Genomic DNA, 25144 nt, shown 5'->3' with positions numbered 1-25144 from the left:
CGCCCGCCATGGCCCGTCCAGGGATCAAAGGCCGGCGCGGCAGCCGCTGATAGAGCGGCTGGCCGCGTGCCGACTCAGCGCCTGCGCCGCTCGCTGATCAACACCGTCGGGAAGCTGACCGGCAGCGTCTGCGGGTAGTCACGGCTGTAGTGCAGGCCACGGCTCTCATGGCGCATCAGCGCGGAGCGGACGATGAGCTCCGCGCAGTCGACCAGGTTGCGCAGCTCCAGCAGGTCGCGCGTGACGCGGAAGTTGGCGTAGTAGTCGTCGATCTCGCCCCGCAACAGCTCGATGCGGTGCAGCGCGCGCTCCAGCCGCTTGGTGGTGCGCACGATGCCGACATAGTTCCACATCAGCAGGCGCAGTTCGTCCCAGTTGTGGGCGATGACGACCTGCTCGTCGGCGTTCTCGACCTGGCTTTCATCCCAGGCCGGCAGCGGCGCTGCTTCCCGCGGCGCCTGGCCGAGGATGTCTGCCGCGCAGGTCTGGCCCAGCACCACGCATTCCAGCAGCGAATTGCTGGCCAGCCGGTTGGCGCCGTGCAGGCCGGTGTAGCCCGTCTCGCCAACCGCATAGAGCCCCGGCAGGTCGCAGCGACCGGCCAGATCCGTCACCGCACCACCACAGGTGAAATGCACCGCCGGCACGACGGGAATGGGCTGCCGGGCGATGTCGATGCCCAGCTTCAGGCAGCGCGCATGGATCGTCGGGAAATGCTCGATGAGGAAGGCTTCGCCCAGGTGCGTGGCGTCCAGCCACACATGGTCCAGGCCATGCTTCTTCATCTCGAAGTCGATGGCGCGGGCGACGATGTCACGCGGCGCCAGCTCCATGCGCTCGTCGTGCGCCGCCATGAAGCGCGTGCCGCCCAGTTGCTCGGGCAGCTTCAGGTGCGCGCCCTCGCCGCGCAGCGCCTCGGTGATGAGGAAGCCCCGGTCCTGCGGATGCGCGTTGGGCACGTACAGGCAGGTCGGGTGGAACTGGATGAACTCCATGTTCGCCACGCGGCAGCCGGCCCGCCAGGCCATCGCGATGCCGTCACCGGTGGAGGTGTCGGGGTTGGTGGTGTAGCGATACACCTTGCCCGCGCCGCCCGTGGCCAGCACGACGGCACGCGCGGCCAGCGTCTCGACGCGCTGCTGGTCGATGTCGAGCGCATAGACGCCGTACACCCGCGTCGGTTCGTCGCGCTGCGCGTGGCGCGACGTGATCAGGTCCAGCGCCATCCAGCGCTCGCAGAGCTGGATGTTGGGGTGGCGGCGCGCCACGTCGAGCAGCTGCTCGTGGATGGCCTTGCCGGTGGCGTCGGCCGCATGCGCGATGCGGCGCACCGCATGGCCGCCTTCCCGCGTGAGGTGCAGCCCCATGGGGCCGGTGTCGTCCGTCGTGAAGGGCACGCCCTGCGCCACCAGCCAGCCCACGGCCGCCGCGCTGCGCTCGGCGATGAAACGCGCCGTGGCCTCGTCCACGAGGCCCGCGCCGGCTTCCTGCGTGTCGCGCACATGGCTGTCGATGCTGTCGTCGCTGCCCAGCACGCCGACGATGCCACCCTGGGCCCAGGCGGTGGCGGCTTCGCCAAGTTCTCGCTTGGCCAGCACGACGACGGGCACGCTGTCGGCCACGTGCAAGGCCACGGTGAGGCCGGCCAGGCCGGCGCCAATGATGACGACCGGGGCGTCGTCGGGGGAGGCTGAAATCATGGCGTCACATTCTCACGCAGCCGGCGCACACCCGAGGGCCAGGCTTTCGTATCGCGGGGAGACTCGCTTGCAGCGCGTCGGGCCGGCGGGGCGCGGCACCGGGAATTTGCACCCACGACGGACGCGGGCCCGCTGAAACAGGGGCTTATGCTTCGCCGCCGCCACCGAAGAGGCCCTGGAGGAGACCTTGAAGACCATCAAGCACTGGGCCGGCGCCATCGCCGGCCTCTGGCTGACGCTGACCTGCGCCCACGCGGCGCCACCGCCCACCGAGGTGTTCTTCAAGGACCCCGACATCGCCGATGTGCGGCTGTCGCCCTCCGGGCGGCTGCTGGCCCTCACGTCGGCCAAGGGCCTCGGGCGCGTGGGGTTGGCCGTTTTCGACCTGAGCAGCGGCAAGGTCGTCCGCGCGGCACAGTTCTCGGACGGCGACATCGCCCAGGTGCAATGGGTCAACGACAACCGACTGATCTTCGGCGTCGTGGACGAATCCAACGGCAGCGGCCGCCCCAACGGCCAACCGGGCTTGTTCGCCGTGAACCCCGACGGCAGCGACATGCGCCAGTTGGTGCGGCGCATGGGCAAGCCCGTCATCACCGACGGTTCCAACCGCAACGAGCGCCTGCTGGACTGGAACCACCGTCTGCTGCGCGTGCCAGCGCCTCAGCCCGGCAAGACCGGGGACGAGGTGCTCATCGCTCATGTGAGCAACGACGCCGACCACATCGCGACACCGCTGTGGCTGAACACCCGCACGGGCCGCACGCGCAGCCTGGAGTCCCAGGCGCCGCCCCACACCATCGACTGGCTGACGGACAGCCGCGGCGAACTGCGCGTGGCCGTCACTGAACATCAGGGCCGCAAAGGCGCCTACTGGCGAGGCCCCGGTGAGCAGGCTTGGCGCCAGCTCTACGACACACCGTTGTTCCAGACGCCTTTCAGCCCTCATTCGGTAGACGACGCTGGCCAGCTCTACGTGCTGCACACCCCGAGCAAGGACCAACAGTTGGTGCTGAGCCGCTACGACGTCGAGCGCGGCGCGCCGGCGCCTCAACCCGTCGTCACGGCGCCAGGTTTCGACTTCTGGGGGCAGATGCTCAACGAGGGCGGCGGCGCTGCGCTGGGTGTGCGGTTGACCACCGATGGCGAGACCACGGTGTGGTTCCATCCCGCACTGAAAGCCTTGCAGGCCGAGGTCGATGCGCGCATGCCGGGCCGCATCAACCGCATCGACTGCCGCCGTTGCGGCCAGCCCGACATGACTGCGCTGGTGCGCAGCTACAGCGACCGCGACCCGGGCCAGTGGTGGGTCTACCAGGCGCAGCCGCCCGACGGCGAGAAGCCCTGGCGTGCTGTGGGCCGCGTGCGCAACGACGTGAAGCCGGCGGAGATGGCGCAGATGGATTTCCACCGCACGCAGGCCCGCGACGGCCGTGACCTGCCGGTATGGGTGACGCGCAAGCCCGATGCGCAGGGCCCGCTGCCAGCCGTGGTGCTGGTGCACGGCGGCCCCTGGGTGCGTGGCAACGTGTGGGGCTGGCGGGCCTATGGCCAGTTCCTGGCGTCGCGCGGCTTCGTCGTCATCGAGCCCGAGTTCCGCGGCAGCACCGGCTACGGCCATGAGCACTACCGGGCCGGGTTCAAGCAGTGGGGCCAGGCCATGCAGGACGATGTGGCCGATGCGCTGCGCTGGGCGCAACAACAGGGCATCGCCAGCGACAAGGCCTGTATCGCCGGTGGCAGCTACGGGGGCTACAGCACGCTGATGGGGCTCATCAAGGACCCCGACCTCTACCAATGCGGCGTTGCCTGGGTGGCCGTGACCGACCTGGACCTCTACGTCAGCGGCTCCTGGTGGGTACGCGACGACATCCCCGAAGCGGGCCGCCAGTACCGGCTGCCCGACATGGTGGGCGACGCCGTGAAGGACGCCGACATGATCGTCGCGAACTCGCCGCTCAAGCAGGCGGCGCGCCTGAAGCGGCCGGTGCTACTGGCCTTCGGCGAGAACGACCTGCGCGTGCCGCTGGCCCACGGCAAGCGCATGCGCGACGCGTTACGCGAGGCGGGCAACGAACCCGAATGGGTGAGCTATCCCGGCGAAGGCCATGGCTTCAGCATCACCAGCAACCGCGTCGACTTCGCGGACCGGATGGCGGCCTTCCTGGCCAAACACCTCAAGCCCTGAAACCGTTGCCATGCCGCCGCCATTCCGGCGGCTTCCACAGGTGCGCCAGGCGCAGGCCCCAGGTCTTCTCGCAACGCATGTCGTGGAACATCGCGCGCCACTCGTGCGCGTTGAGCCAGAACAGGTTGTGCGTGCGCACGGGATGCTCCAGCCCGTAATCCACCGCCGCGCGTTCGGGCTCGAAGCTGCCGAACAGCCGGTCGAACAGGATCAGCGTGCCGCCGAAATTGCGATCGATGTACTGCGGGTTGCGGCCGTGGTGAGCCCGGTGGTGCGACGGCGTGTTGAACACGAACTCGAACCAGCGCGGCAGGCGGCTCACCCAGGTCGTGTGCACGAAGAACTGGTAGGCCAGGTTCAACGACAGCGCGAACAGCACCCACCGTGGCTGGAAGCCCAGCCACACCGCCGGCAGGTAGAACAACCAGTTGCCGGCTACGGGATAGAACCAGCTCTGCCGCAGTGCCGTGCCGAAGTTCATCTTCTCGGAGCCGTGATGCACGACATGCGCGCACCAGAACCAGCGAACGCGATGGCTGGCGCGGTGAAAGCCGTAATAGAGCAGCTCCACCAGCAGGAACAGCCCGGCGAATCGCCAGGGGGTGATGTCGATGGTCCAGAGACGGTGCTCGTAGACCCAGCCCATCGCCGGCAGCACCAGCACGCCCAGCAGCAGCAGGTCGACCACCAGGTAGCTGCCGCCGCTGTTCAGGCTGTCGAGCGTGTCGCGCCAGTCAAACACGCCGGTGCGGCGAAACCGCCAGGCCTCCAGCGCGATGAACACGCCGAACAGCGGCGACAGGAGCACGAGCGTCAGGTCTCGCCAGTCGGCGTGGCGGTGATAGAGGTCGAGCAGCCCGTCCATGCCACATCTTGACCCCAAACCGGTGCACCGCACTGACGGCAAAACCCGCAGGCCACGCTATCGGCGCCGCCGCAGACAGTGACCTTTGACACGGGAAGCGGCCGTTGAGCGAGACTTGGCGCCCTGCCGGCCCTACAGTGGCCCTGCCCCCCCTTCATCGTTCCCTGGCTGAGTGCGATACGACCTGAGCAAACCCAATCTGCTGATGGCCGGCATCGTGCTGACGGTCGTGGCGCTGCTGGCTGTCGAGCTGGTGCCGCCGCGCACGCTGGAGCTGACGGCGCCCGGCACCGCCTCCAATCTCTACCTGTTGACGCCCGGTCCGGCCGCCGCCGGGACGCCCGTGCAATGGCGCGACGCCGACGACCTGCACTGGCACTGTCATTACACGGCGCCGGCGCCGTATCAGCCTTGCGGCCTGACCTTCGTGCTGGGCGGCGACGACCCGGCCCGGGGGCTTGACCTCAGCGGCTTCGACACCCTGGAGCTGGACATTCGCTACCAGGGCCCCGCGCCGCACGTGCGCGTCGGGATCCGCAACTTCGACCCGCGCTTCTCCCGCGTGGACGACGCCAACAGCGCACGCATCCACTCCATCAACCTGCGCCCCCGCGACCTGGCCCAGCCGTTGGCGCTGCAGCTCGCAGAGCTGACGGTGCCGGAATGGTGGGTGCAGCAGTTCGATCTGCCGCGCGAATACAACCGCCCGGGGCTCGAGAACGCGACGGCCGTGGCCATCGACCTGCCCTCCGAGCTGACCGGCCAGGAGCACGATCTGCAATTGCGCCGGCTGACGCTCAAGGGCGTCTGGGTCCACCACGAACGGATCTATCTGGGCATTCTGTGCGGCTGGCTGCTGGTCGCCTCGCTGCTGGCGCTGCGCCGCTGGAAGCAGCTCAACCGGCGCCACAACCGACAGCGGCAGGAGATCGACGCGCTGACGACGCGTACGCGGCAACTGCGCATCGAGCAAGACCGGTTGCGCCGGCTGGCCACCATCGACGAACTCACCGGCGTGCTGAACCGCCGCGGGCTGGAGCAGGCGCTGGACGACTTCGAAGAAGCCGCCCAGGGCGCAACGCTGGTGTTGCTGGACATCGACCACTTCAAGCTCATCAACGACCGCCACGGCCACGATTGCGGCGACGAGGTGCTCAAGCGCGTGACCGCCGTCGTCGCCGCCAACCTGCGCACCAGCGACGTCTTCGGGCGCTGGGGGGTGAGGAATTCCTCATCGCCTGCCGGGGCATCCGCCTGGACGACGCCGGCCGGCTGGCCGAGAAGTTACGCGAGCGGGTTCAGCAGGCCGAGATCCGCAGCAGCAGCGGCCGCTTGAGCGTCACGGCCAGTTTCGGCGTCGCGCTGGCGCCACCCGGGGCGCCGGTGGCCGGCGCGCTCAAGCGGGCGGACGAAGCGCTCTACCGAGCCAAGCACTCCGGCCGCAACCGCGTCGAGACCGACCAGACGCTGATCGGAGACTCGCCGAAGACCGCATGAGCCGCGCCAACCCGGGGCATTGCCGCCTCACGGACTTGTTACGTGATGGCGCCATACTTCGGGCCGTGCGCGCACCTCGGCTGCGTGCCCTACCAGGTAATTTCCCACTTCACGAAGGTTTCCCATGCGCCCGATGCGCCTGTTCCTGCTCGCCCTCACGGCCGCCACGCTTGCCGGCTGCGCGGCCGCGCCCGCTCTGCCCACGGCCCGGGTCCGCTCGCCCGCCGACACCCATGGCGTCGCAATCGCCGAGACCATCAAGCGCGCCGACCATACCGCGCAGCATCTGAACAACGAGAAATCCATCGTCTACTCGCAGAACTTCGGCGGCGCCGGTGCAGCCCTGGGCCTGCTGGGGCCGCTCGGCGTGGCGGCCAACGTGTCGATGATCGAGTCGGCGACCAAGGCCGACGCCGCCAAGCTGACCGGCAAGGTCAAGGTCGACCCCGTGACGCTGTTCCAGGAGGCCGCCGCAACGCAGCGCTTGGCGCTGCAACCCGACGGCACGACGGCCACCGTGCGGTTGACGCCTTATCTGCTGGTCATCAAGGTCAACGAAACAACGCTGAACACCGGCGCGGCGCTGTTCATCGAAGCCACCGGCGCCAACGGCAAGCCCTGGTCGACGAAATACGTGCTGCAGCTGCCCGGCAGCTACTCGCTGGACAGCCTGGCTGCCTTGAGCGACACCCAGACGGCCGCTCTGCGCGACGACCTTCGCGCGGGTTACCGCAAGCTGCTGACCTTCTACAACCGCGACAAGCCCGAATCCAGCGCCGGTGAGCAGAAGGTCATCTTCAGATCCGCCTTCGTGAGCCCACGCTTCGACCTGGAAATGGCCGGATCGCTCATCGAGCAATCCGGAACCACCGTCTGGCTGCGCACCTACGCCGGCGTCTTCGCGCTGCAGTCCAACACCGTCACCTACGGAGCGCAGCCGTAACCGTCAGTGGACGACGCGGCCGAACGAGAACTCGCCGCCGTCCACGTCCACCGGGATCAGGTCCTTGGGACCGAACTTCCCTTCCAGGATCAGCTTGGACAGCGGGTTCTCCACCCGCTGCTGGATGGCGCGCTTGAGCGGCCGCGCGCCGAACACCGGGTCGAAACCGACCTTGGCCAGCTCGTCCAGCGCCGCGTCGGAGACATCCAGCTTCATCTCCAGCTTGTCCAGGCGCGCCTCGAGCTGACGCAGCTGGATCTTGGCGATGGACTTGATGTGCTCGGCGCCCAGCGCATGGAAGATGACCGTCTCGTCGATGCGGTTCAGGAACTCGGGCCGGAAATGGCTCTTGACCTCGCCCCACACCGCATCGCGGATGACGTCCTCGCCCTGACCCGCCAGCGCCATGATGTGCTGCGAGCCAAGGTTGCTGGTCATCACGATGACGGTGTTCTTGAAGTCCACCGTGCGGCCCTGGCCGTCGGTGAGCCGGCCGTCGTCCAGCACCTGCAGCAGCACGTTGAACACGTCCGGGTGAGCCTTCTCCACCTCGTCGAGCAGCAGCACGGAGTAAGGCTTGCGGCGCACGGCTTCGGTCAGCGTGCCGCCCTCCTCGTAGCCGACATAGCCCGGAGGCGCGCCGATCAGGCGGCTCACCGAGTGCTTCTCCATGAACTCGCTCATGTCGATACGCACCATGTGGTCTTCGCTGTCGAACAGGAAGCCGGCGAGCGCCTTGCACAGCTCGGTCTTGCCGACACCCGTGGGGCCGAGGAACAGGAAGCTGCCCAGCGGCCGGTTGGGGTCGGACAGGCCGGCACGTGAGCGGCGGATGGCGTCGGACACGGCCTGGATGGCCTCGTCCTGGCCCACCACGCGGTCATGCAGCTTGGCTTCCATCTGCAGCAGCTTCTCGCGCTCGCCCTGCATGAGCTTGGACACCGGAATGCCCGTGGCCCGCGCCACGACCTCGGCGATCTCCTCGGCGCCGACCAGCGTGCGCAGCAGCTGCGGCTTGCTGCCGCCGGCCTTGCTGGCCTCCTTGTCCTGCGCTTCCTTCAGCTGCTTTTCCAGCTTGGGCAGGCGGTCGTACTGCAGCTCGGCGAGCTTGTTGAAGTCACCCTTGCGCTTGAGTTCCTCAATCTGCACACGGATGCGGTCGATCTCTTCCTTGACGTGGGCCGAACCCTGGGCCTGCGCCTTCTCGGCGGTCCAGATCTCTTCGAGGTCCTCGTACTCGCGCTGCAGTTTCCCCAGCTCTTCTTCGATCAGGGCGAAGCGCTTCAGCGAACCCTCGTCCTTCTCCTTGCGCACGGCCTCGCGCTCGATCTTGAGCTGGATCATGCGGCGGTCGAGCCGGTCCATCGCCTCGGGCTTGGAGTCGATCTCGATCTTGATCTTGGCCGCTGCCTCGTCGATCAAGTCGATGGCCTTGTCGGGCAGGAAGCGGTCGGTGATGTAGCGGTGGCTCAGCTCGGCCGCGGCAACGATGGCCGGGTCGGTGATCTCCACACCATGGTGCACCTCGTACTTCTCCTGCAGCCCGCGCAGGATGGCGATGGTGGCCTCCACGCTGGGCTCGTCGACCAGCACCTTCTGGAAACGGCGCTCCAGCGCCGCGTCCTTCTCGACGTATTTGCGGTATTCATCCAGCGTCGTCGCGCCGATGCAGTGCAGCTCGCCACGCGCCAACGCGGGCTTCAGCATGTTGCCGGCGTCGATGGCACCTTCGGCCTTGCCGGCGCCCACCATGGTGTGGATCTCGTCGATGAACAGGATGGTCTGGCCTTCGTCCTGCGCCACCTCCTTCAGCACGCCCTTCAGACGCTCCTCGAAATCGCCGCGGTACTTGGCGCCGGCCAGCAGCAGCGCCATGTCCAGCACCAGCACGCGCTTGTTCTTCAGGGAATCGGGCACCTCGCCGTTGACGATGCGCTGCGCCAGGCCTTCGACGATGGCCGTCTTGCCCACGCCCGGCTCACCGATCAAGACGGGGTTGTTCTTGCTGCGGCGCTGCAGCACCTGGATGGCGCGGCGGATCTCCTCGTCGCGGCCGATGACCGGGTCCAGCTTGCCCAGGCGGGCGCGCTCGGTCAGGTCCAGCGTGTACTTCTTGAGCGCCTCGCGCTGGCCTTCGGCCTCGGCGTTGTCCACGGACTGGCCGCCCCGCACCGCCTCGATGGCCGCCTCCAGCGCCTTGCGCGTCAGGCCGTGGCCGCGCACGACGCCCGCCAGGTCCGTCTTGGCGTCGGCCAGCGCCAGCAGGAACATCTCGCTGGCAATGAACTGGTCGCCACGCTTGGTGGCCTCCTTCTCGGCCGCCTGCAGCAGCGCGACGAGGTCACGGCCCGCCTGCACCGTCTGCCCGGCCCCGCTGACCTGCGGCAGGCCGGCCATCAAGCCCTCCAGCGCCGTCTTCAGCGCCGGCGCCTTCACGCCGGCTCGTTCCAGCAGCGCGCGCGGGCCATCGTCCTGCGCCAGCATCGCCGACAGCACGTGGACGGGCTCGATGTAGGGGTTGTCTCGGCCCAGCGCCAGGCTCTGGGCATCACTCAGGGCTTCCTGAAAACGGGTGGTGAACTTGTCGGCACGCATGGATCATTCCTCCAGTTGCGATGCCAAGTGGGCGCCCCCTGGCGCTTTTCAAGTTGTCCTAGATCAAGGCCTGCACGAGTCGCATGCCCAGCCAGGCGGCGAACAGCGATCCCATGACATGCGCCAGCGTGTGCAAGGCGGCCAACCCCAGCTCGCCATGGCGCAGCAGCGCCAGCGACTCGCCCGAAAACGCCGAGAACGTCGTCAACCCGCCCAGGAAGCCGGTCACCAGCAACAGTTTCAGCACCTCGTTGGGCTGGCGACCGAACCACTCCAGCGCGATGCCGATCAGGAAACCGCCCACCAGGTTCACCAGCAGCGTGCCGAGCGGAAACCCCGACCAGCGCGTGTTGAACAGCAAGCCGGCCTGCCAGCGGGTCAACGCCCCGATTGCCGCACCAGCGGCCACCGCCAGCGCGTTCACGCTGCGTTCCCCGCCACGATGCCCCAGCGGGCCAGCGCCTCGTCGTCGGCCACGCGCGCATCCACCCAGTGGGCGCCGGCGGGGGTGTGTTCCTTCTTCCAGAACGGCGCCTGGGTCTTCAAATAGTCCATCAGGAATTCGCAGGCCTGGAAGGCCTGTCCGCGGTGGGCGCTGCTCACCAGCACCAGCACGATCTGGTCGCGCGCCTCCAGCCGGCCGACGCGGTGGATGACCCGGGCCGCACGGATGTCGAACCGCGCGAAGGCGTCATCCACCATGGCCTCGATGGCCGCCTCGGTCATGCCGGGGTAATGCTCCAGCTCCATCGCGCTGACCTGCTCGCCGGCACTGTGCTCCCGCACCGTGCCGACAAAGGCAACGACGGCGCCGACGCCGCCATCGTCGGCGCGCAGCGCCAAGGTTTCGTGGCCAAGGTCAAAATCTTCGGTCTGGATACAAACTCGCGACATGACACAGATTCTCACCCTGACCGGCGGTGAGATTCACCTGTTTGGCACAAGCAACAGGCCATGTGCGCCGGATACTCCCGCCTAACTTTTTCTCTACCGCATCCGGGAAACGACATGGCTCTGATGGATTTCATCAAGAAACAGTTCATCGACATCATCCAATGGACCGAGGATGGCGACGGTACGCTGGCCTGGCGCTTCCCGATGGCCGGCATGGAAATCCAGAACGGCGGCCAGCTCGTCGTGCGCGAATCCCAGGTCGCCGTGTTCGTCAACGAAGGCCAGATCGCCGACGTCTTCGGCCCCGGCACGCACCGCCTGACGACGCAGACGCTGCCGGTGCTGACCTACCTCAAGAACTGGGACAAGCTGTTCGAGTCGCCCTTCAAGAGCGACGTCTATTTCTTCAGCACCCGCCAGCAGATCGACCAGCGCTGGGGCACCAGCCAACCGATCTCCATCCGCGACAAGGATTTCGGCGCCGTGCGGCTGCGCGCGTTCGGCAACTATGCCTTCCGCATCCAGGACCCCAAGGCTTTTCATACCCAGATTTCAGGGACGCGAGAACGCTATACCGTCGCCGACCTGGAAGGCCAACTGCGCGGGCTGATGCTGCAGCACATCAGCGACGCGGTGGCCGGCAGCGGCACGCCCTTCCTGGATCTCGCTGCCAACCAGGTCGAATTCGCCAACGCGCTGAAGAACGCCACGGCGCCCGCCTTCTCGGCGCTGGGGCTGGAGCTGCTGTCGGTCACGATGCAGAACGTGTCGCTGCCCGAGGAGCTGCAGAAGATCCTCGACCAGCGCATCGGCATGGGCATCATTGGCCAGAACATGGGCCAGTTCATGCAATACCAGGCGGCCCAGGCACTGCCCGAGATGGCCAAGGGCGTGGGCAACGGTGGCAGCGGCATCGCTGGTGAAGCCGTGGGCCTGGGCGCCGGCGTGGCCCTGGGCCAGACGCTCGCGCAGACGCTGGGCCAGGGCCTGGCCGGTGTGGGCACCGCCGCCCCCGCCCCGACGGCCAGCAGGCCCGACGACATCGTCGCGCTGCTCGAGAAGCTCGGCGACCTCAAGGCCAAGGGCATCCTGACCGACGAGGAATTCGCCGCGAAGAAGGCCGACCTCCTCAAGAAGCTTGGCTGACCCCGCGCCAGCCGCGCAGCGCCGCTGGCGCGCGAGCTGCCCCAACTGCGGCGCGCCGGTCGAGTTCGCCAGCGCTGCCTCGTCGACGGCCGTCTGCGGCTTCTGCCGCAGCACGCTGCTGCGCGACGGCGACACGCTGGCGCGCATCGGCCAGAGCGCGGAGATCTTCGAGGACTACTCCCCGCTGCAGCTGGGCGCCACCGGCCGCTGGATGGGCAGCGGCTTCGCCGTGGTCGGCCGGGTGCAGCGCGGCTCGGACCTGGGCAACTGGAACGAATGGCATCTGCTGTTCGAAGCCAGCGGTCAGACACGCGTCGCCTGGCTCAGCGAGGACAACGGGCAGTTCGTCCTCAGCCTGGAAGCACCCCTCACCGACGCCCCACCGCGTGAGCCGCAGGTCGGCCTGCCGCTGACGCTCGCTGGCCAACGCTGGCAGGTCGCCGCCGTCGTCGACGCCGCACTGCGGGCGGCCGAGGGCGAACTGCCGCGCGTGCCGCGCACTGGCCGCGTGGTGGAGTTGCGCAACGATCGCGACGAGGTCGGCTCGCTGGAGTTCCGCGAGGACGGCCCGCCCGTATGGAGCGTAGGCCGCGGCGTGAAGCTCGCCGACCTGGCCTTGCAGGGCCTGCGCACGACGGCCGAGGGCGAATCCGTTGCCGAGGCGAAGTTCAAGGGCCGGTCCATCGCCTGCCCCAGTTGCGGCGCGCCGCTGGCGCCCAAGCTGGCGCAAAGCAAGAGCATGGCCTGCGCGCAGTGCCAGGCCATCGTCGACCTGCCCGAGGGCGACGCCAAGGCGCTGGGCTTCATCGCGCAGCCGCCGGGGCTGGACCCGCTGATCCCGCTGGGCCGCACCGGCACGCTGGCGCTGGCGGGCGAGAAGCCGCTGGCCTGGCAGGTCGTCGGCTACCAGGAGCGCTGCGACATCCCCGAGGACGCAGACGACGAGCAGAGTTTCTGGCGTGAATACCTGCTCTACAACCGCCTGGCCGGCTTCGCCTTCCTCGTCGACACGCGCGAAGGCTGGAGCCTGGTGCGCACCTTGACGGGCGCGCCAAGCCAGGGCCGTGGCGGCGTCACGTGGCAAGGCCGCAGCTACCGGCAGCGCTGGGTCTACGGCGCCAAGACGACGCATGTGCTGGGCGAGTTCTACTGGCCCGTGCGGCTGGACGATCGCGTGCAGGTGACCGACTTCGCCAGCCCCGACGGCCAGCACCTGCTGAGCCGAGAAAAGCAGGGCCCGGAGGTCACGTGGAGCGGCGGCCAGACGCTGCCGGCGGCGGCCGTGCAGAAGGCCTTCGGGTTGAAAGCGCCTGCCGCGCAGTTCGCGCGCGACGCCTCCGCCTTCAAGAGCAGCGGCGGCACGCTGCTGCGCAACATCCTCATCGGCTTGCTGCTGATCGTGTTGCTGTTCGCCCTGCTGCGCGCCTGCTCCAGGGACGACTGCCAGCGCTACAAGGACAGCTTCGGCGAGAACAGTGCCGAGTACCAGCAATGCCGCAGCAGCACGCGCAGCGGCTATTCCGGCAGCTCGAGCGGCGGCAGCTATGGCGGCTACAGCAGCGGCGGCGGCGGCCACAAGTAGGACCACACACCTGGAGCAATCACCATGACCCTCGACTGGCTCAAACCCGAAATCGTCCTCGGCTCCATGATGTACGCCATCATCGGCGTCGTCATCTTCTGGGTCTCCTTCGTCATCGTCGACAAGATCACGCCCTACAAGCTGTGGGAAGAGATCGTGGAGCACAAGAACGTCGCGCTGGCCATCGTGGTGGGCGCGATGTGCCTGTCCATCGGTCACATCATCGCCGCGGCGATTCATGGGTGAGTCGACTCAGGCCGCGCCGCTGAACCACGACTTCTCCGCGCTGACGACGAACGCCCACGAAGACTGGACCTTGTTCGCCGTCCGCTTCCACGACAAACCCGGCGCCGCTGAGTTGCACCGGCAGTTGCTGCAGGCCCATCTCGAATGGGTGGCGGCGCACCAGGACGTGGTGCGCGCGGCAGGCTCGCTGCGCGAATCGCCCGAGGCAACGCCGGTGGGCGGCCTGTGGGTGCTGCGCGCGCCGGACAAGGCAGCCGTCGAGGCCTTGATCGCCACCGACCCGTTCACCACCGGCGGCCTGCGCGCCGGCTGGGACATCTTCTACTGGAGCAAGGCGTTGCCGCAGGCCGTCAGCTTCTAGCGGACACTCGCGCTCCGCCGAACGACTGCACAGGCCCCTTCCATGAGATTCACCGCCCGCGGCCTCGCCCAGGCCCTGCTTCTGGCACTCGCCCTGCCCGCGTGGTCCGCCCGCGCCGCCGACGCGCCGCCCGACGTGGCCGTCTTCGTCGCCCAGCTGGACGTCAAGGCCGGCATCCGCGACGTGCGCAACATCACGCCCGGCAAGGGCAGCAACAGCCAGCCGGCCTTCACGCCCGACGGTGCGGCCGTGGTCTACGCGTCGGGGCGCTCCGGCTCCAACAACGTCTACCGCTACGACATCGCCAGCGGCGCGACGACGGCCGTCACCGCGACCACCGAGAACCTCTACTCACCCACGCCGCTGGCCGACGGCAGCGGGTTCTCGGCCATCCGCGTCATCACCGCAGACCCCGCCTACGGCATCGAGATGAACGAGCCCTCGCTGTGGCGCTTCGGCTGGGACGGCAAGCCCGTCGCGCCCGTCGTGCCGACCAAGCGCATCGGCTACCACGCATGGGTCACACCCTCGCTGCTGGCCGCGTTCATCGTCGACGACGTACCCGAGCGCAACCAGCACCGTGCCGTGCTGATCGACCGCACCACCGGCCAGCAGACGCTGCTTACCGCCAAGCCCGGCCGCTCTTTTGGCCGCACGCCGGACGGCAAGCGTGCCACCTTCGTCGACCAGACCGATGCCGACCGCTGGGTCGTCGCGGCCATGGGCCCGGGCGACGCGCAGCCGCAGGTGCTCGTCCAGACACCGCCGCTGCCCGGGGGCGACAAGCCCGCCAACCGCAGCCAGTATTTCGCGTGGCTGCCCGACGGTTCGCTGCTGATGGCCCGCGGCCACCTGTTCCTGCGCTGGGACGGCAAGCCCGGCAGCAGCTTCCAGCCGTTCGCCGACCTGCCCGAGCTGGGCGGCGCCGTGCGCAACATCGCCGCCAGCGCCGACGGCAAGCGGTTGGCGTTCTCGGTCACCTTGACGCCACCCAAGCCTTGAGCGATTCCCAAAGCCCCGCAGCCTCCCGCGTCTCGGTCGCCGAGCTGCTGCTACTGACCAGCGTCTTCCTGATCGCAGCCTGCGGCCTGGTCTATGAGCTGGCGGCCGGCGCGCTGGCCAGCTATCTGCTGGGCGACTCCGTGCTGCAGTTCTCCACGGTCATCGGCGTCTACCTGTTCGCGATGGGCCTGGGCTCATGGCTGTCGCGCTTCGTCGAGCGCCAGCTCGTCGGCGTGTTCCTGCAGGTGGAGCTGCTGGTGGGCGTCGTCGGCGGCTTGATGCCGGCGGCGCTGTTCGCCGTGCACAGCCTGCTGCCGCCGGGCGAGGCCGCCACCTTCCGCGTGTTGCTCTACGCGCTGGTGCTGCTGGTCGGCACGCTGGTGGGGCTGGAGATCCCGCTGGTCATGCGCATCCTCAAGCGCCACTTCAGCGCGCGCTACGGGCTGAAGGACCTGGTCTCGCAGGTGCTGACCTTCGACTACCTCGGCGCGCTGCTCGTCGCGCTGGCCTTCCCGCTGGTGCTGGTGCCCCACCTGGGCCTGGTGCGCACAGGCGTGGCGTTCGGCCTGCTGAACGTGGCCGTGGCGGTGTGGGCGCTGTGGCTGTTCCGCGCCGAGCTGCGGGCACGCGTCTCACTGACGGCGGCTTGCGCGCTGTCCGCGCTCATGCTGTTCACCGCGCTGCTGGGCGCCGAGCAGTTGACCACCTGGGCCGAAGACCGCTTCTACGGCGAGCACATCGTCTTCAAGCAGAGCAGCGCCTACCAGCGCATCGTCGTCACCGACGGCCGCGCCGGCACGCGGCTGTTCTTGAACGGCAACCTGCAGTTCCATTCCAAGGACGAATACCGTTACCACGAGGCGCTGGTGCAGCCCGCCATGGCGGCGCACGGCGCGCCGAAGCGCGTGCTGGTTCTCGGCGGCGGCGACGGCATGGCGGTGCGCGAGATCCTCAAGTACCCGAGCGTCGAGCAGGTCACCCTCGTCGAGCTGGACCCGCTGATGACCACGCTGTTCCGCGACAACGCGAAGCTCGCGGCCTTGAACGGCCATTCGCTGTCGTCGCCCAAGCTGCGCATCGTCAACGCCGACGCCTTCGGCTGGCTGGAGCAGCAGCAGGACGTGTTCGACGTCATCGTCATCGACTTCCCCGACCCGTCCAACTTCGCCCTCGGCAAGCTCTACACGGCCAGCTTCTACGAACTGGTGGATCAGCACCTTGCTGCTGGCGGCTACGCCGTCGTGCAGACCACGTCACCGCTGATCGCGCGGCGCAGCTTCTGGACCGTCGTGACCACCATCGAGGCGACCGGGCTGACCACCACGCCCTACCACGCCCATGTGCCCAGCTTCGGCGAATGGGGCTTCGTGCTGGCGGCGCGCCGGCCGTTCCGGCGGCCCACGCAGTTCCCGCCGGGGCTGCGCTTCGTCAGCCCGAGCAGCCTGCCGGCGCTGCTGGACTTCCCGCCCGACATGGCCCGCGTGCCGACCGAAGTGAACCGGCTGAGCAACCAGGCGCTGGTGCAGACCTTCGAGGAAGAATGGGGTCAGGTGCATTGAAGCGGCGTGAGTTGCTGCTCGCGGGCCTGGCCGCAGCCGGCTGCACGCCCGACACACCGCCGCTGCAAGGCGGCTGGGTCGGCACCCACCCCGAACGCGGCCACCGGCTGCGCGGCGAACTGCCCGCGGGTGACGGGCCGCTCAGGAAGGCCGACGTCGTCATCGTCGGCGCCGGCATTGCGGGGCTGGCCGCCGCGCGCGCCTTGAGCCAGCGCGGCGTCACCGACCTCGCGCTGCTGGACCTGGAAGCCCAGGCGGGCGGTAACAGCCGCGGCCACACCGTGGGCGGCGCGCCCTGCCCGCTCGGCGCCCACTACCTGCCGCTGCCCGGCGCGCAGGCGCGCGAAGTCGCGCAGTTGCTGGCCGAGCTGGGCTTGTCACGCCAGGTGCTGGGCCGCACCGAATGGGACGAGCGGCACCTGTGCCACAGCCCGCAGGAGCGCCTGTTCATCGACGGCGAATGGCGCGACGGCCTGCTGCCGCCGCCGCAAACACCAGCTGCCCGCGAGCAGTACCGCCGCTTCTCGGCGCTGGTGGCGCAGGCGCAGCGCGAGCTGGGCTTCGCCATGCCGACGCGCCACGCGCGCTGGACACCCGGCCACGCCGCGCTCGATGCACAGACCTTCGCCGCCTGGCTGGACGCGAACGCGCTGACCGACATCCGCCTGCGCTGGTACCTCGACTACTGCTGCCGCGACGACTTCGGTGCCGGCGCGGCCACGGTGTCGGCCTGGGCCGGCCTGCACTACTTCGCCAGCCGCCACGGCTTTCATGCGCCAGGCGACGAGACCGCGGAGCGTGAGCCGGTGCTCACCTGGGCCGAGGGCAACGGCTGGTTGTCGGCCCGACTCGCCGAGCCGCTGCGCGACCGCCTCCACGTCGGCCGCGTGGTGCTGCGCGTAACGGAGGGCAAACACGGCGTGGACCTGCTGGCCTGGAACGAAGCCGCCGGGGCGCCGGAGCGCTGGCAGGCCCGCGCCGTCGTCATGGCCACGCCGCTGTTCATCGCCGCCAGGCTGCTGGCCTCACCGCCGGATGCGCTGCGCCAGGCCGCCGGCCAATTCAGTTATGCACCCTGGCTGACGGCCAACCTCGCGCTGCGCGAGCCGCTGCTGACCCGCCCCGGCGCGCCGCCGGCCTGGGACAACGTGCGCTACGGCACGACAGCACTGGGCTATGTCGACGCCCGCCACCAGTCGCTGGACCCGACGCCTCGCCCGCCGCTGCTGACCGCCTATTTCGCGCTGCCCGCCGCACAGCGTGGCGACCTGTTGAAGCAGCCCTGGCAGCACTGGGCACGCGTCGTCACGGATGAGCTGGCGCAGACGCACCCCGACCTGCCGGCCAAGCTGGCCCGCATCGACCTGTGCCGCCTCGGCCATGCGATGAGCATCCCGACGCCGGGCGTGCGCGGGTCGGCGGCGCTGGCGGCGCTGAACGAGGCGCGCGGCCGCATCGCCTTCGCGCATGCCGACCTGGCGAGCTATTCGGTGTTCGAGGAGGCCTACACGGCGGGCGTGGGTGCAGCGGCGCGGATCAGCCTCTGAGCAGTTGCTGGCGGCTGACTTCGCTCGGCTCGAACACCTGAATCAAGGCGTCGAGCAGCACGCGGGCCTTCTCGCTGTTGTCGCCGCCGTAGTTGCAGACGTAGACGTCCAGCGTTACCGCCCCCAGCTCCGGCCAGGTGTGCACGGCCACGTGGGACTCGGCCAGCAGCACGACGCCGGTGATGCCGCTTTGCCCGTCGGCCGGGCCGAAACGATGCATGAGCTCGGCCACGCCTGTCAGGCCCGACAGACTCACGGCGTGCTGGCATAGGCGGGACAGCTGTGCCGCATCGAACATCCGAGCCGCCGACGGGTCGCAGCCGCGCAAGTCGGCCGTGAGATGCAAGCCTTTCATCCGCCGGTCACGGGCGGGAAGAACGCCAGCTCGTCGCCGTCCGCCAGCACGGCTGACTCGGTGCACATCTTCTGGTTGAGTGCCGAGCGCACCGCACGGCCGGGGGCCAGTGCTTCCGCATGGACGCCGCCGCGCGAGCGCAGTGCCTCACGGGCCGCGCCGACGGTGCTGCCATCGGGTAGTACCAGCGCCTCGCCTTCGCCCAGCTTCTCCCGCAGCGACGCGAAGAAGCGCAGTTTCACGGTGACCGTCATGCCAGCAACTCCGCGAACGGGATGAAGCGCACCGAGTCGCCCTTGGCGAACGCCTGGCCGGCCGGGTTGTCCAGCAGGCCGTCGGCCCAGAAGGCCGAGGTCAGCACGCCGCTGCTCTGGTTGCCGAACAGCGCCAGGCCGCCAGCCTCGTCCAGCCGCACACGCATGAACTCGCGGCGCTTGTCGGGCTTGGGCCAGTCGAAGCCGGCCGCGACGCGGTAGCCGCGTGGCGCGAGCTGTGTGGCGCCCTGCAGCTTCAGCAGCACCGGCCGCACGAGCACGAGGAAGGTCACGAGGCTGGACACCGGATTGCCGGGCAGCCCGATGAAATGGGCCTCGCCCTCGCCACCCGGTTCGGCGCTGGCGCCGGGCCTGCGCACCTTGCCGTAAGCGAAGGGCTTGCCCGGCTTGATGGCCACCGACCACAGGTCCAGCCGGCCCTCGGCCTGCACGGCGGGCTTGAGATGGTCTTCCTCGCCGACCGACACGCCGCCGGAGGTGACGATGACGTCGGCCCGCGAAGCCGCGTCGCGCAACGCTGCGCGGGTCGCGTCGAGCCGGTCCGGCACGATGCCCAGGTCGACGACCTCGCAACCCAGCCCCTCCAGCAGCGCCCGCAGCGTGAAGCGGTTGGAGTTGTAGATGGCACCGGGCGGCAGCGGCTGACCCGGCATGACGAGTTCGTCGCCGGTCGAGAACAGCGCCACGCGCGGCCGGCGCGCGACGGTCAGCTGCGCTGCACCGGCCGTGGCCGCGAGGCCCAGCGAGACGGCGTCCAGCCGCGTGCCGGCGGGCAGCACGACCGAGCCGGTCCGCACGTCCTCGCCGCGGCGGCGCACATGCTGGCCCGCCCGGGCGGGCTGCGTGACGCGCAGGCGGCCGTCCACCAGCTCGGCATGCTCCTGCATGACGACCGTGTCGGCGCCCGGTGGCAGTTGCGCGCCGGTGAAGATGCGCGCGGCCTCGCCGGGCGGCAGCGGCACGGGCACGCTGCCGGCCGGCACCCGCTGCGTGACGGGCAGCGGGGCGGCCAGGTCGGCAAAGCGCAGCGCGTAACCGTCCATCGCCGAGTTGTCCTCGGGCGGCACGTCCACCGGGGAGACCAGGTCGGCCGCCAGCACGCGGCCACGCGCCTCGACCGTGGCGACGGTGTCGGTGCCGGTCAGCGGCGTCATCTGCGCCAGCAGCGACGCCAGCACATCGTCCAGTGCGATCAACGCGGGCTTCTTGCCGTCAGACATGGGAATGGATGTAGGCCTTGATTCGCTCGGCATCGGCCGGCATGACGGTGACCCGCTTGGGCAGGTCCTCGATGCCGTCGAGCGCGGCGGGCCGGGGCGGCTCGATGGCCAGCGCCTCGTGGATGGTGGCGGCGAACTTGGCAGGCAGCGCCGTCTCCAGCACCAGCATGATCGTGTCGGCAGCGCGCGCTTCCAGGGCCACCTTGAGGCCGTCGGCCGTGTGCGGGTCGATGACGATGCCGTGTTCGGCATGGCAGCGGCGAATGGTGGCAATGCGGTCGGCATGCGTGCTGCGGCCGGAGCCGAAGCCGAAGCGCGCGATCTCGGCATGCTCACCGGCGCTGAGCGTGAACTGCCCGGCGCCGAACAGCTGCTTCACGCGCGCGCCGTCGCGGCCCAGCAGGTCGAACACGAAACGCTCGAAATTGCTGGCCTTGGAGATGTCCATCGACGGGCTGGAGGTCTCGTGCGTGTCGGCCGTGCCGCGCGGGCGGTAGTGGCCGGTGCGGAAGAACTCGTCGAGCACATCGTTCTCGTTGGTGGCCACCACCAGCCGGTCGATCGGCAGACCCATCTGGCGCGCCACATGGCCCGCGCAGACATTGCCGAAATTGCCCGACGGCACCGTGAAGCTGACCTTCTCGGTGTTGCTCTTCGTGGCCTGGAAGTAGCCCGCAAAGTAGTAGACGACCTGGGCCAGCAGCCGCGCCCAGTTGATGGAGTTCACCGTGCCGATGCGGTGCTCGCGCTTGAAGGCCAGGTCCGCCGACACTGCCTTGACGATGTCTTGGCAGTCGTCGAACACGCCTTCCACGGCGATGTTGTGGATGTTGGCGTCCTGCAGGCTGAACATCTGCGCCTGCTGGAAGGGGCTCATGCGACCGTGCGGGCTCAGCATGAACACGTTCACGCCCTTCTTGCCGCGCATCGCGTATTCGGCCGCACTGCCGGTGTCACCCGACGTCGCGCCCAGGATGTTCAGCGTCTCGCCGCGGCGGCCCAGTTCGTACTCGAACAAGGCGCCCAGCAGTTGCATGGCCATGTCCTTGAAGGCCAGCGTGGGGCCGTTGGACAGGCCTTGCAGCGCGATGCCCGTGCCCAGCCAGGTCAGCGGCGTGATCTTGTCGGTGCCAAAGACTTCTGCCGTGTAGACACGGCGCGTGATCGCCCGCAGATCGTCGGCCGGGATGTCGTCGATGTAGAGCGACAGGATCTCGAACGCAAGGTCGGCATACGCCAGGCCGCGCCAGCGCGTCAGCGTGGCGGCGTCGACCTTCGGGTAGGTCTTGGGCAGGTAGAGGCCGCCATCGGGCGCCAGGCCTTCGAGCAGGATGTCCGAGAAGCCGCGTTCGGTCTGGTCACCGCGGGTGGAGATGTACTTCATGATGAGGCGTCAGGAACGGAAGCCGGATTGTCAGCCTTCAGCGCAGCCAGCGCGTCGCGGTAGCGCTTCACATCCGGACAACGCTGCACCAGAGCCTCACGAATCTGCAAGGCCTCGGCCCGCGCAGCGGGGTTGCCGCCAGGGCACCGGTCCAGATTCGCCAGGCCCATGGCCAGATCGTTCAGCGATTCCGGCGTGCCGCCCAGAAGCTCCGCCAGTTGCCGACTGATGCGCAGGCTTTCGCGGTAGGCGCTCTCGGCCTGCGCCCAGTCGCCCTGCGCCGTGGCCACGTCGCCCATGTTGTTCAACGAAAGGGACAGGTCACGCAGCGCCTCGGGCGTGCCGCCCAGCCGCTCCACCAATTGCCGGCTCAACGCCAAGCCCTCGCAATAGACGCTTTCGGCCTGCGCCCAGTCGCCTTGCGCCCTCGCCACGTCGCCCACATGGTTCAGCGAAATGGACAGGTCGCGCAGCGCCTCGGGCCTGTCGCCCAGCCGCTCCGCCAATTGCCGTCGCAGCGCCAGGCCTTCGCGGTAGACGCTCTCGGCCTGCGCCCAGTCGCCCTGCGCCATGGCCACCCGGCCCACGTTGTCCAGCGATACCGACACGTCACGCAGAGCCTCGGGCGTACCGCCCAGCCGCTCTACCAGTTGCCGCCTCAACGCCAAGCCCTCGCGGTAGACGCTCTCGGCCTGCGCCCAGTCGCCCTGCGCTTCCGCCACCCGGCCCACGCTGTTCAACGAAATGGACAGGTCGCGCAGCACCTCGGGCGTGTCGCCCAGCCGCTGCACCAGTTGCCGGCTCAACGCCAAGCCCTCGCGGTAGACGCTCTCGGCCTGCGCCCAGTCGCCCTGCGCTCCCGCCACCCCGCCCACGTTGTTCAACGAAATGGACAGGTCGCGCAGCGCTTCGGGCGTGTCGCCCAGCCGCTCTACCAGTTGCCGGCTCAACGCCAGGCTTTCGCGGTAAACACTCTCGGCCTGCGCCCAGTCGCCCTGCGCTTCCGCCACCCGGCCCATGTTGTCCAGCGAGACCGACAGGTCACGCAGCGCCTCGGGCGTGTCGCCCAGCCGCTGCACCAGTTGCCGGCTCAATGCCAAGCCCTCGCGGTAGACGCTCTCGGCCAGCGCCCAGTCGCACTGCGCCGTGGCCACCTGGCCCATGTTGTTCAACGAAACGGACAGGTCGCGCAGTGCTTCGGGCGTGTCACCCAGTCGCTGCACCAGTTGCCGGCTCAACGCCAGGCTTTCGCGGTAAACGCTCTCGGCCTGCGCCCAGTCGCCCTGCGCTTCCGCCCCCCGGCCCACGTTGCTCCACGAAATGGACAGGTCGCGCAGCGCCTCGGGCGTGCCGCCCAGCAGCGCCACCAATTGCCGCCGCAGCGCCAGGCCTTCGCGGTAGACGCTCTCGGCCTGCGCCCAGTCGCCCTGCGCCCTCGCCACGTCCCCCACGTTGTCCAGCGAGATGGACAGGTCGCGCAGCGCCTCGGGCGTGTCGCCCAAACGCTCCGCACGCTGCCGTCTCAGTGCCAGGCTTTCGCGGTAGACGCCCTCGGCCTGCGCCCAGTCGCCCTGCGCCCTCGCCACCTGGCCGACGGCACCCAGTACCCAGGCAAGCTCCTCCGCAGATGACACTGCGGCCCGCTGCCGCAGCCGGGCCAGGCCCAGCAGGTTTTGCCCCAGTTCGCGCGCCTGCGTCAGCCGGCCGCTGCGACATGCCTCATCCACGGCATGGACGCCGTCTGCCACCGAGAGGGACCGGATACGCTGGTCCCTCTGCTTCAGTGCCGACACGGGCCTGTCGCCAAACACGGCAGCCCATTGCTCCCGCCACCGCAGCTCCGCCGGCCCGGGCTGGGCAGCCGCGAGGGGCACGGCGACCGACGGCGCTTCGGCCACCGGCTCGGGCGGCGCCGGGGCACGAACGGGCTCACTCGCCTGGAGACGCAACGATGGCCCCCGGACATGCCACAAATCGGGCGCATAGCGGCCCGCATCGCGCTCGCCACCGGCTGGCAGCAACAGCAGCAGCGCCCCTGCCAGTTCCGATTCCAGCCGACCACGCCGCTCGTTCAGGCGGCTGAACAGCTCGCGGCGCTGCTCCACCCAGTCGGCCTCGTTCGCGCCGCGATGCGCCTCGAACCAGGCCAGCCGTGCCGGCTTGGCGCGCAGCTGCGCAAACAGCGACAGCAAGGCCCGCTCGGCAAAGCCGCGGGGGTCCGCCAGGCTCACGTCCACCCAGTTCCAGGACTGCGCCCGCATCCAGGCTTCGAGGCGCGCCTTCAGCGGCGAGACCAGCATCGGCTCCCGGACGATGACCGGCATGACAGCAAAACCCTGGTTCAGCCGCAGGCGGCGCTCCAACGGGCGCCAGGCCTGGGCCAGCGCGACCTCAAGCGCTGCCGGCAGCGGGGCTTGCATGGGGGGCGGGAGGTGTCCAGCTATCGATCAAGGGCCACAGCAAGGGATTGATGTCGAGCCAATCCTTGCCGTTGCGGTAGTTCAAGACGGCCCGCAGATCGAAGAAATGGGCCAGCACGGGCAGGTCAGACCGCTCGGGCAGTTCGAGCGCGTTGCGCTCCGCAATGCTCTTGAGCAGCGGGTACTCGGCCTGGACGACCAGATCCTCGAAATCGACCCGGTGCGCGTCCAGCACGGTCTGGATGACCTCGTCGCCTGCCTGCAGCGGCAGCCGCTCAGGCGGCAGAAAAGCGGCGTGCTCCAGCGTGCTGGCAAGCAGCCGGCGCAGCAGTTGGCGCAAATCGCCACCGGAGTGGATGCACAGCTTGTGCAGCGCGTCGCGGCTGAGAACGCGCTGCCAATCGGCAAAGCGCTTCGTGACCAAGGTCTCCAGCGCATCCAGCCCCTCAGGCCGCGGCTGGCGCCGTGCCACGTCCGGCGGCTGGCAAACACGCACGGAGGCCAGCATGAACAGCTGCACGAAGGCCTTCACATTGGTGAGGTAAGGCAGGTACGGCGGCACCGAAAAAACCATCTGCACGTCGCGGACACGCAGACGGCGCTCATCGCCGTAGAAGACCTTGACGATGCGCTCGAACATCTGCGCCGCACCGCTGCCAACGCCGCGCAGCCGCTCCAGCGAGTCGACCATCAGCACGACCTTTTCGATCTTCCATTTCTGCCGCACCGCATCCGCCATGTCGGTGATGAAGGCCTGGCACTCGGCCATCACACGCTCCTGGCGCGCGAGGTCGAAGGCACGGATGCGCTGGATGATGCTCTGCTGCTGGCGCTTGAAGTCGACCTTGATGCCGGCGACGGTGGCGCCTTGGATCTCGACGTCACTCTGCAGCCAGGTACTGAAGCGCTTCAACGGACCTTCCTGGTCGAGTTGCGGCTCGCCCAGGGCGTCATCCTGGCTCAGCCGATGCGCGAACGCTGCCGCCACGACGAGCAGCAGGTCCAAGGTGTCAAGCTCATGCGTGTCGCTGATGTAGTCGAGGGCATCAACGACATAGGCCCGCGTGTTCGGGCGGCCGTTGAGCATCAACTCGAGGCGCTTGAGCTCGGTGCTCTTGCCCGTGCCCCGCATGCCACTGAAGTAGTAGAGCTGGCCGCCTCGGGTCAGACGAATCTGACGCTCAAGCAAGGCCACCTGATCCTCCACACCCGCGCCGTGCAGGTTGTGCACGTACTCCTGGCGGTCTGGCGCGAGAGGCCCAGGGTCGTTCGCGAGAATGCTGGAGAAGTCGTCGACTAATTCGACCAGCGAACGGGTGGCGTCAGGCATCAGGAACGGCATCGGTGGAGCGATGCCGGATTTTG

General features: G+C 68.9%; 20 protein-coding genes and 1 pseudogene. 10 read left to right on the top strand and 11 right to left on the bottom strand.

What is annotated here, in order from left to right; all coding sequences use genetic code 11:
- Positions 1-74: 74 nt before the first annotated feature.
- Positions 75-1700 (bottom strand): L-aspartate oxidase, encoded by a 1626-nt coding sequence (gene nadB, locus ACG00X_RS14705; RefSeq protein ID WP_394488939.1) that lies wholly within the window; start codon positions 1698-1700, stop codon positions 75-77.
- A 187-nt stretch (positions 1701-1887) separates the two neighbouring features.
- On the opposite strand from nadB, the gene ACG00X_RS14700 reads away from it, so the two are divergent.
- Positions 1888-3888, top strand: coding sequence for a S9 family peptidase (locus tag ACG00X_RS14700; RefSeq protein WP_394488938.1), 2001 nt, complete (start codon positions 1888-1890; stop codon positions 3886-3888).
- On the opposite strand, the gene ACG00X_RS14695 is transcribed toward ACG00X_RS14700, so the two are convergent.
- The gene (locus ACG00X_RS14695; RefSeq protein WP_394488937.1) at positions 3878-4753 is read right to left on the bottom strand and encodes a sterol desaturase family protein; all 876 of its coding nucleotides are present in this window, start codon (positions 4751-4753) and stop codon (positions 3878-3880) included. The genes ACG00X_RS14700 and ACG00X_RS14695 overlap by 11 nt on opposite strands.
- 205 nt (positions 4754-4958) lie before the next feature.
- Between ACG00X_RS14695 and ACG00X_RS14690 the strand changes: the two are divergent.
- Both ACG00X_RS14690 and ACG00X_RS14685 read left to right on the top strand, forming a co-directional pair.
- Positions 4959-6250 (top strand): annotated as a pseudogene (locus ACG00X_RS14690) (GGDEF domain-containing protein).
- A gap of 124 nt (positions 6251-6374) precedes the next feature.
- A complete protein-coding gene (locus ACG00X_RS14685; RefSeq protein ID WP_394488936.1) occupies positions 6375-7193 on the top strand; it encodes a hypothetical protein in 819 nt (272 codons plus the stop codon).
- Positions 7194-7196: 3 nt separating this feature from the next.
- On the opposite strand, the gene clpB is transcribed toward ACG00X_RS14685, so the two are convergent.
- The 3 genes from clpB to ACG00X_RS14670 are packed head-to-tail and all read right to left on the bottom strand — an operon-like array spanning position 7197 to position 10682.
- Positions 7197-9788 carry an ATP-dependent chaperone ClpB gene (gene clpB / locus ACG00X_RS14680; protein WP_394488935.1) on the bottom strand — a complete coding sequence of 864 codons (2592 nt, stop codon included), beginning with the start codon at positions 9786-9788 and terminating at the stop codon, positions 7197-7199.
- Between the two features lie 58 nt (positions 9789-9846).
- Positions 9847-10212: a fluoride efflux transporter CrcB gene (gene crcB / locus ACG00X_RS14675; RefSeq protein ID WP_394488934.1), complete on the bottom strand. Its 366-nt coding sequence runs from the start codon at positions 10210-10212 to the stop codon at positions 9847-9849.
- The gene (locus ACG00X_RS14670; RefSeq protein ID WP_394488933.1) at positions 10209-10682 is read right to left on the bottom strand and encodes a molybdenum cofactor biosynthesis protein MoaE; all 474 of its coding nucleotides are present in this window, start codon (positions 10680-10682) and stop codon (positions 10209-10211) included. The genes crcB and ACG00X_RS14670 overlap by 4 nt, the downstream gene beginning before the upstream one ends.
- Positions 10683-10796: 114 nt before the next feature.
- On the opposite strand from ACG00X_RS14670, the gene ACG00X_RS14665 reads away from it, so the two are divergent.
- The 7 genes from ACG00X_RS14665 to ACG00X_RS14635 are packed head-to-tail and all read left to right on the top strand — an operon-like array spanning position 10797 to position 18125.
- Positions 10797-11828: an SPFH domain-containing protein gene (locus tag ACG00X_RS14665; RefSeq protein ID WP_394488932.1), complete on the top strand. Its 1032-nt coding sequence runs from the start codon at positions 10797-10799 to the stop codon at positions 11826-11828.
- The gene (locus ACG00X_RS14660; protein WP_394488931.1) at positions 11821-13410 is read left to right on the top strand and encodes a DUF4178 domain-containing protein; all 1590 of its coding nucleotides are present in this window, start codon (positions 11821-11823) and stop codon (positions 13408-13410) included. The genes ACG00X_RS14665 and ACG00X_RS14660 overlap by 8 nt, the downstream gene beginning before the upstream one ends.
- A 24-nt stretch (positions 13411-13434) precedes the next feature.
- Positions 13435-13656 carry a DUF350 domain-containing protein gene (locus tag ACG00X_RS14655; RefSeq protein WP_394488930.1) on the top strand — a complete coding sequence of 74 codons (222 nt, stop codon included), beginning with the start codon at positions 13435-13437 and terminating at the stop codon, positions 13654-13656.
- Complete coding sequence (locus ACG00X_RS14650; RefSeq protein WP_394488929.1) at positions 13649-14017, top strand: YciI family protein; 369 nt, start codon at positions 13649-13651, stop codon at positions 14015-14017. The genes ACG00X_RS14655 and ACG00X_RS14650 overlap by 8 nt, the downstream gene beginning before the upstream one ends.
- A 42-nt stretch (positions 14018-14059) precedes the next feature.
- Positions 14060-15019, top strand: coding sequence for a TolB family protein (locus ACG00X_RS14645; protein WP_394488928.1), 960 nt, complete (start codon positions 14060-14062; stop codon positions 15017-15019).
- On the top strand, positions 15016-16578 hold the full coding sequence (locus ACG00X_RS14640) for a polyamine aminopropyltransferase (RefSeq protein ID WP_394488927.1): 1563 nt from the start codon (positions 15016-15018) through the stop codon (positions 16576-16578). The genes ACG00X_RS14645 and ACG00X_RS14640 overlap by 4 nt, the downstream gene beginning before the upstream one ends.
- Positions 16560-18125, top strand: coding sequence for an FAD-dependent oxidoreductase (locus ACG00X_RS14635; protein WP_394488926.1), 1566 nt, complete (start codon positions 16560-16562; stop codon positions 18123-18125). Before ACG00X_RS14640 ends, ACG00X_RS14635 begins: the two co-directional genes overlap by 19 nt.
- Here ACG00X_RS14635 and speD read toward each other — a convergent pair.
- From speD to ACG00X_RS14605, 6 genes are read right to left on the bottom strand one after another with little or no spacing between them, the layout of a single operon-like run.
- Positions 18115-18480: an adenosylmethionine decarboxylase gene (speD, locus tag ACG00X_RS14630; RefSeq protein ID WP_394488925.1), complete on the bottom strand. Its 366-nt coding sequence runs from the start codon at positions 18478-18480 to the stop codon at positions 18115-18117. The genes ACG00X_RS14635 and speD overlap by 11 nt on opposite strands.
- Entirely contained in the window at positions 18477-18734 is a 258-nt protein-coding gene (moaD, locus tag ACG00X_RS14625) for a molybdopterin converting factor subunit 1 (protein WP_394488924.1), read from the bottom strand. The genes speD and moaD overlap by 4 nt, the downstream gene beginning before the upstream one ends.
- Positions 18731-19975, bottom strand: a complete 1245-nt coding sequence (locus ACG00X_RS14620) for a molybdopterin molybdotransferase MoeA (RefSeq protein WP_394488923.1) — start codon at positions 19973-19975, stop codon at positions 18731-18733. Before ACG00X_RS14620 ends, moaD begins: the two co-directional genes overlap by 4 nt.
- Positions 19968-21359, bottom strand: a complete 1392-nt coding sequence (gene thrC / locus ACG00X_RS14615) for a threonine synthase (RefSeq protein WP_394488922.1) — start codon at positions 21357-21359, stop codon at positions 19968-19970. Before thrC ends, ACG00X_RS14620 begins: the two co-directional genes overlap by 8 nt.
- Positions 21356-23779: a tetratricopeptide repeat protein gene (locus ACG00X_RS14610; RefSeq protein ID WP_394488921.1), complete on the bottom strand. Its 2424-nt coding sequence runs from the start codon at positions 23777-23779 to the stop codon at positions 21356-21358. The genes thrC and ACG00X_RS14610 overlap by 4 nt, the downstream gene beginning before the upstream one ends.
- Positions 23751-25109 carry a hypothetical protein gene (locus tag ACG00X_RS14605; protein WP_394488920.1) on the bottom strand — a complete coding sequence of 453 codons (1359 nt, stop codon included), beginning with the start codon at positions 25107-25109 and terminating at the stop codon, positions 23751-23753. The genes ACG00X_RS14610 and ACG00X_RS14605 overlap by 29 nt, the downstream gene beginning before the upstream one ends.
- Positions 25110-25144 lie beyond the last annotated feature (35 nt).

This window comes from Pelomonas nitida (genome assembly GCF_043555975.1).
GTDB classification, from domain to species: domain Bacteria; phylum Pseudomonadota; class Gammaproteobacteria; order Burkholderiales; family Burkholderiaceae_C; genus Pelomonas; species Pelomonas nitida.
The sequence above is the reverse complement of the archived record's forward strand: the minus strand, read 5'-3'. Positions and strand labels throughout refer to the sequence as shown.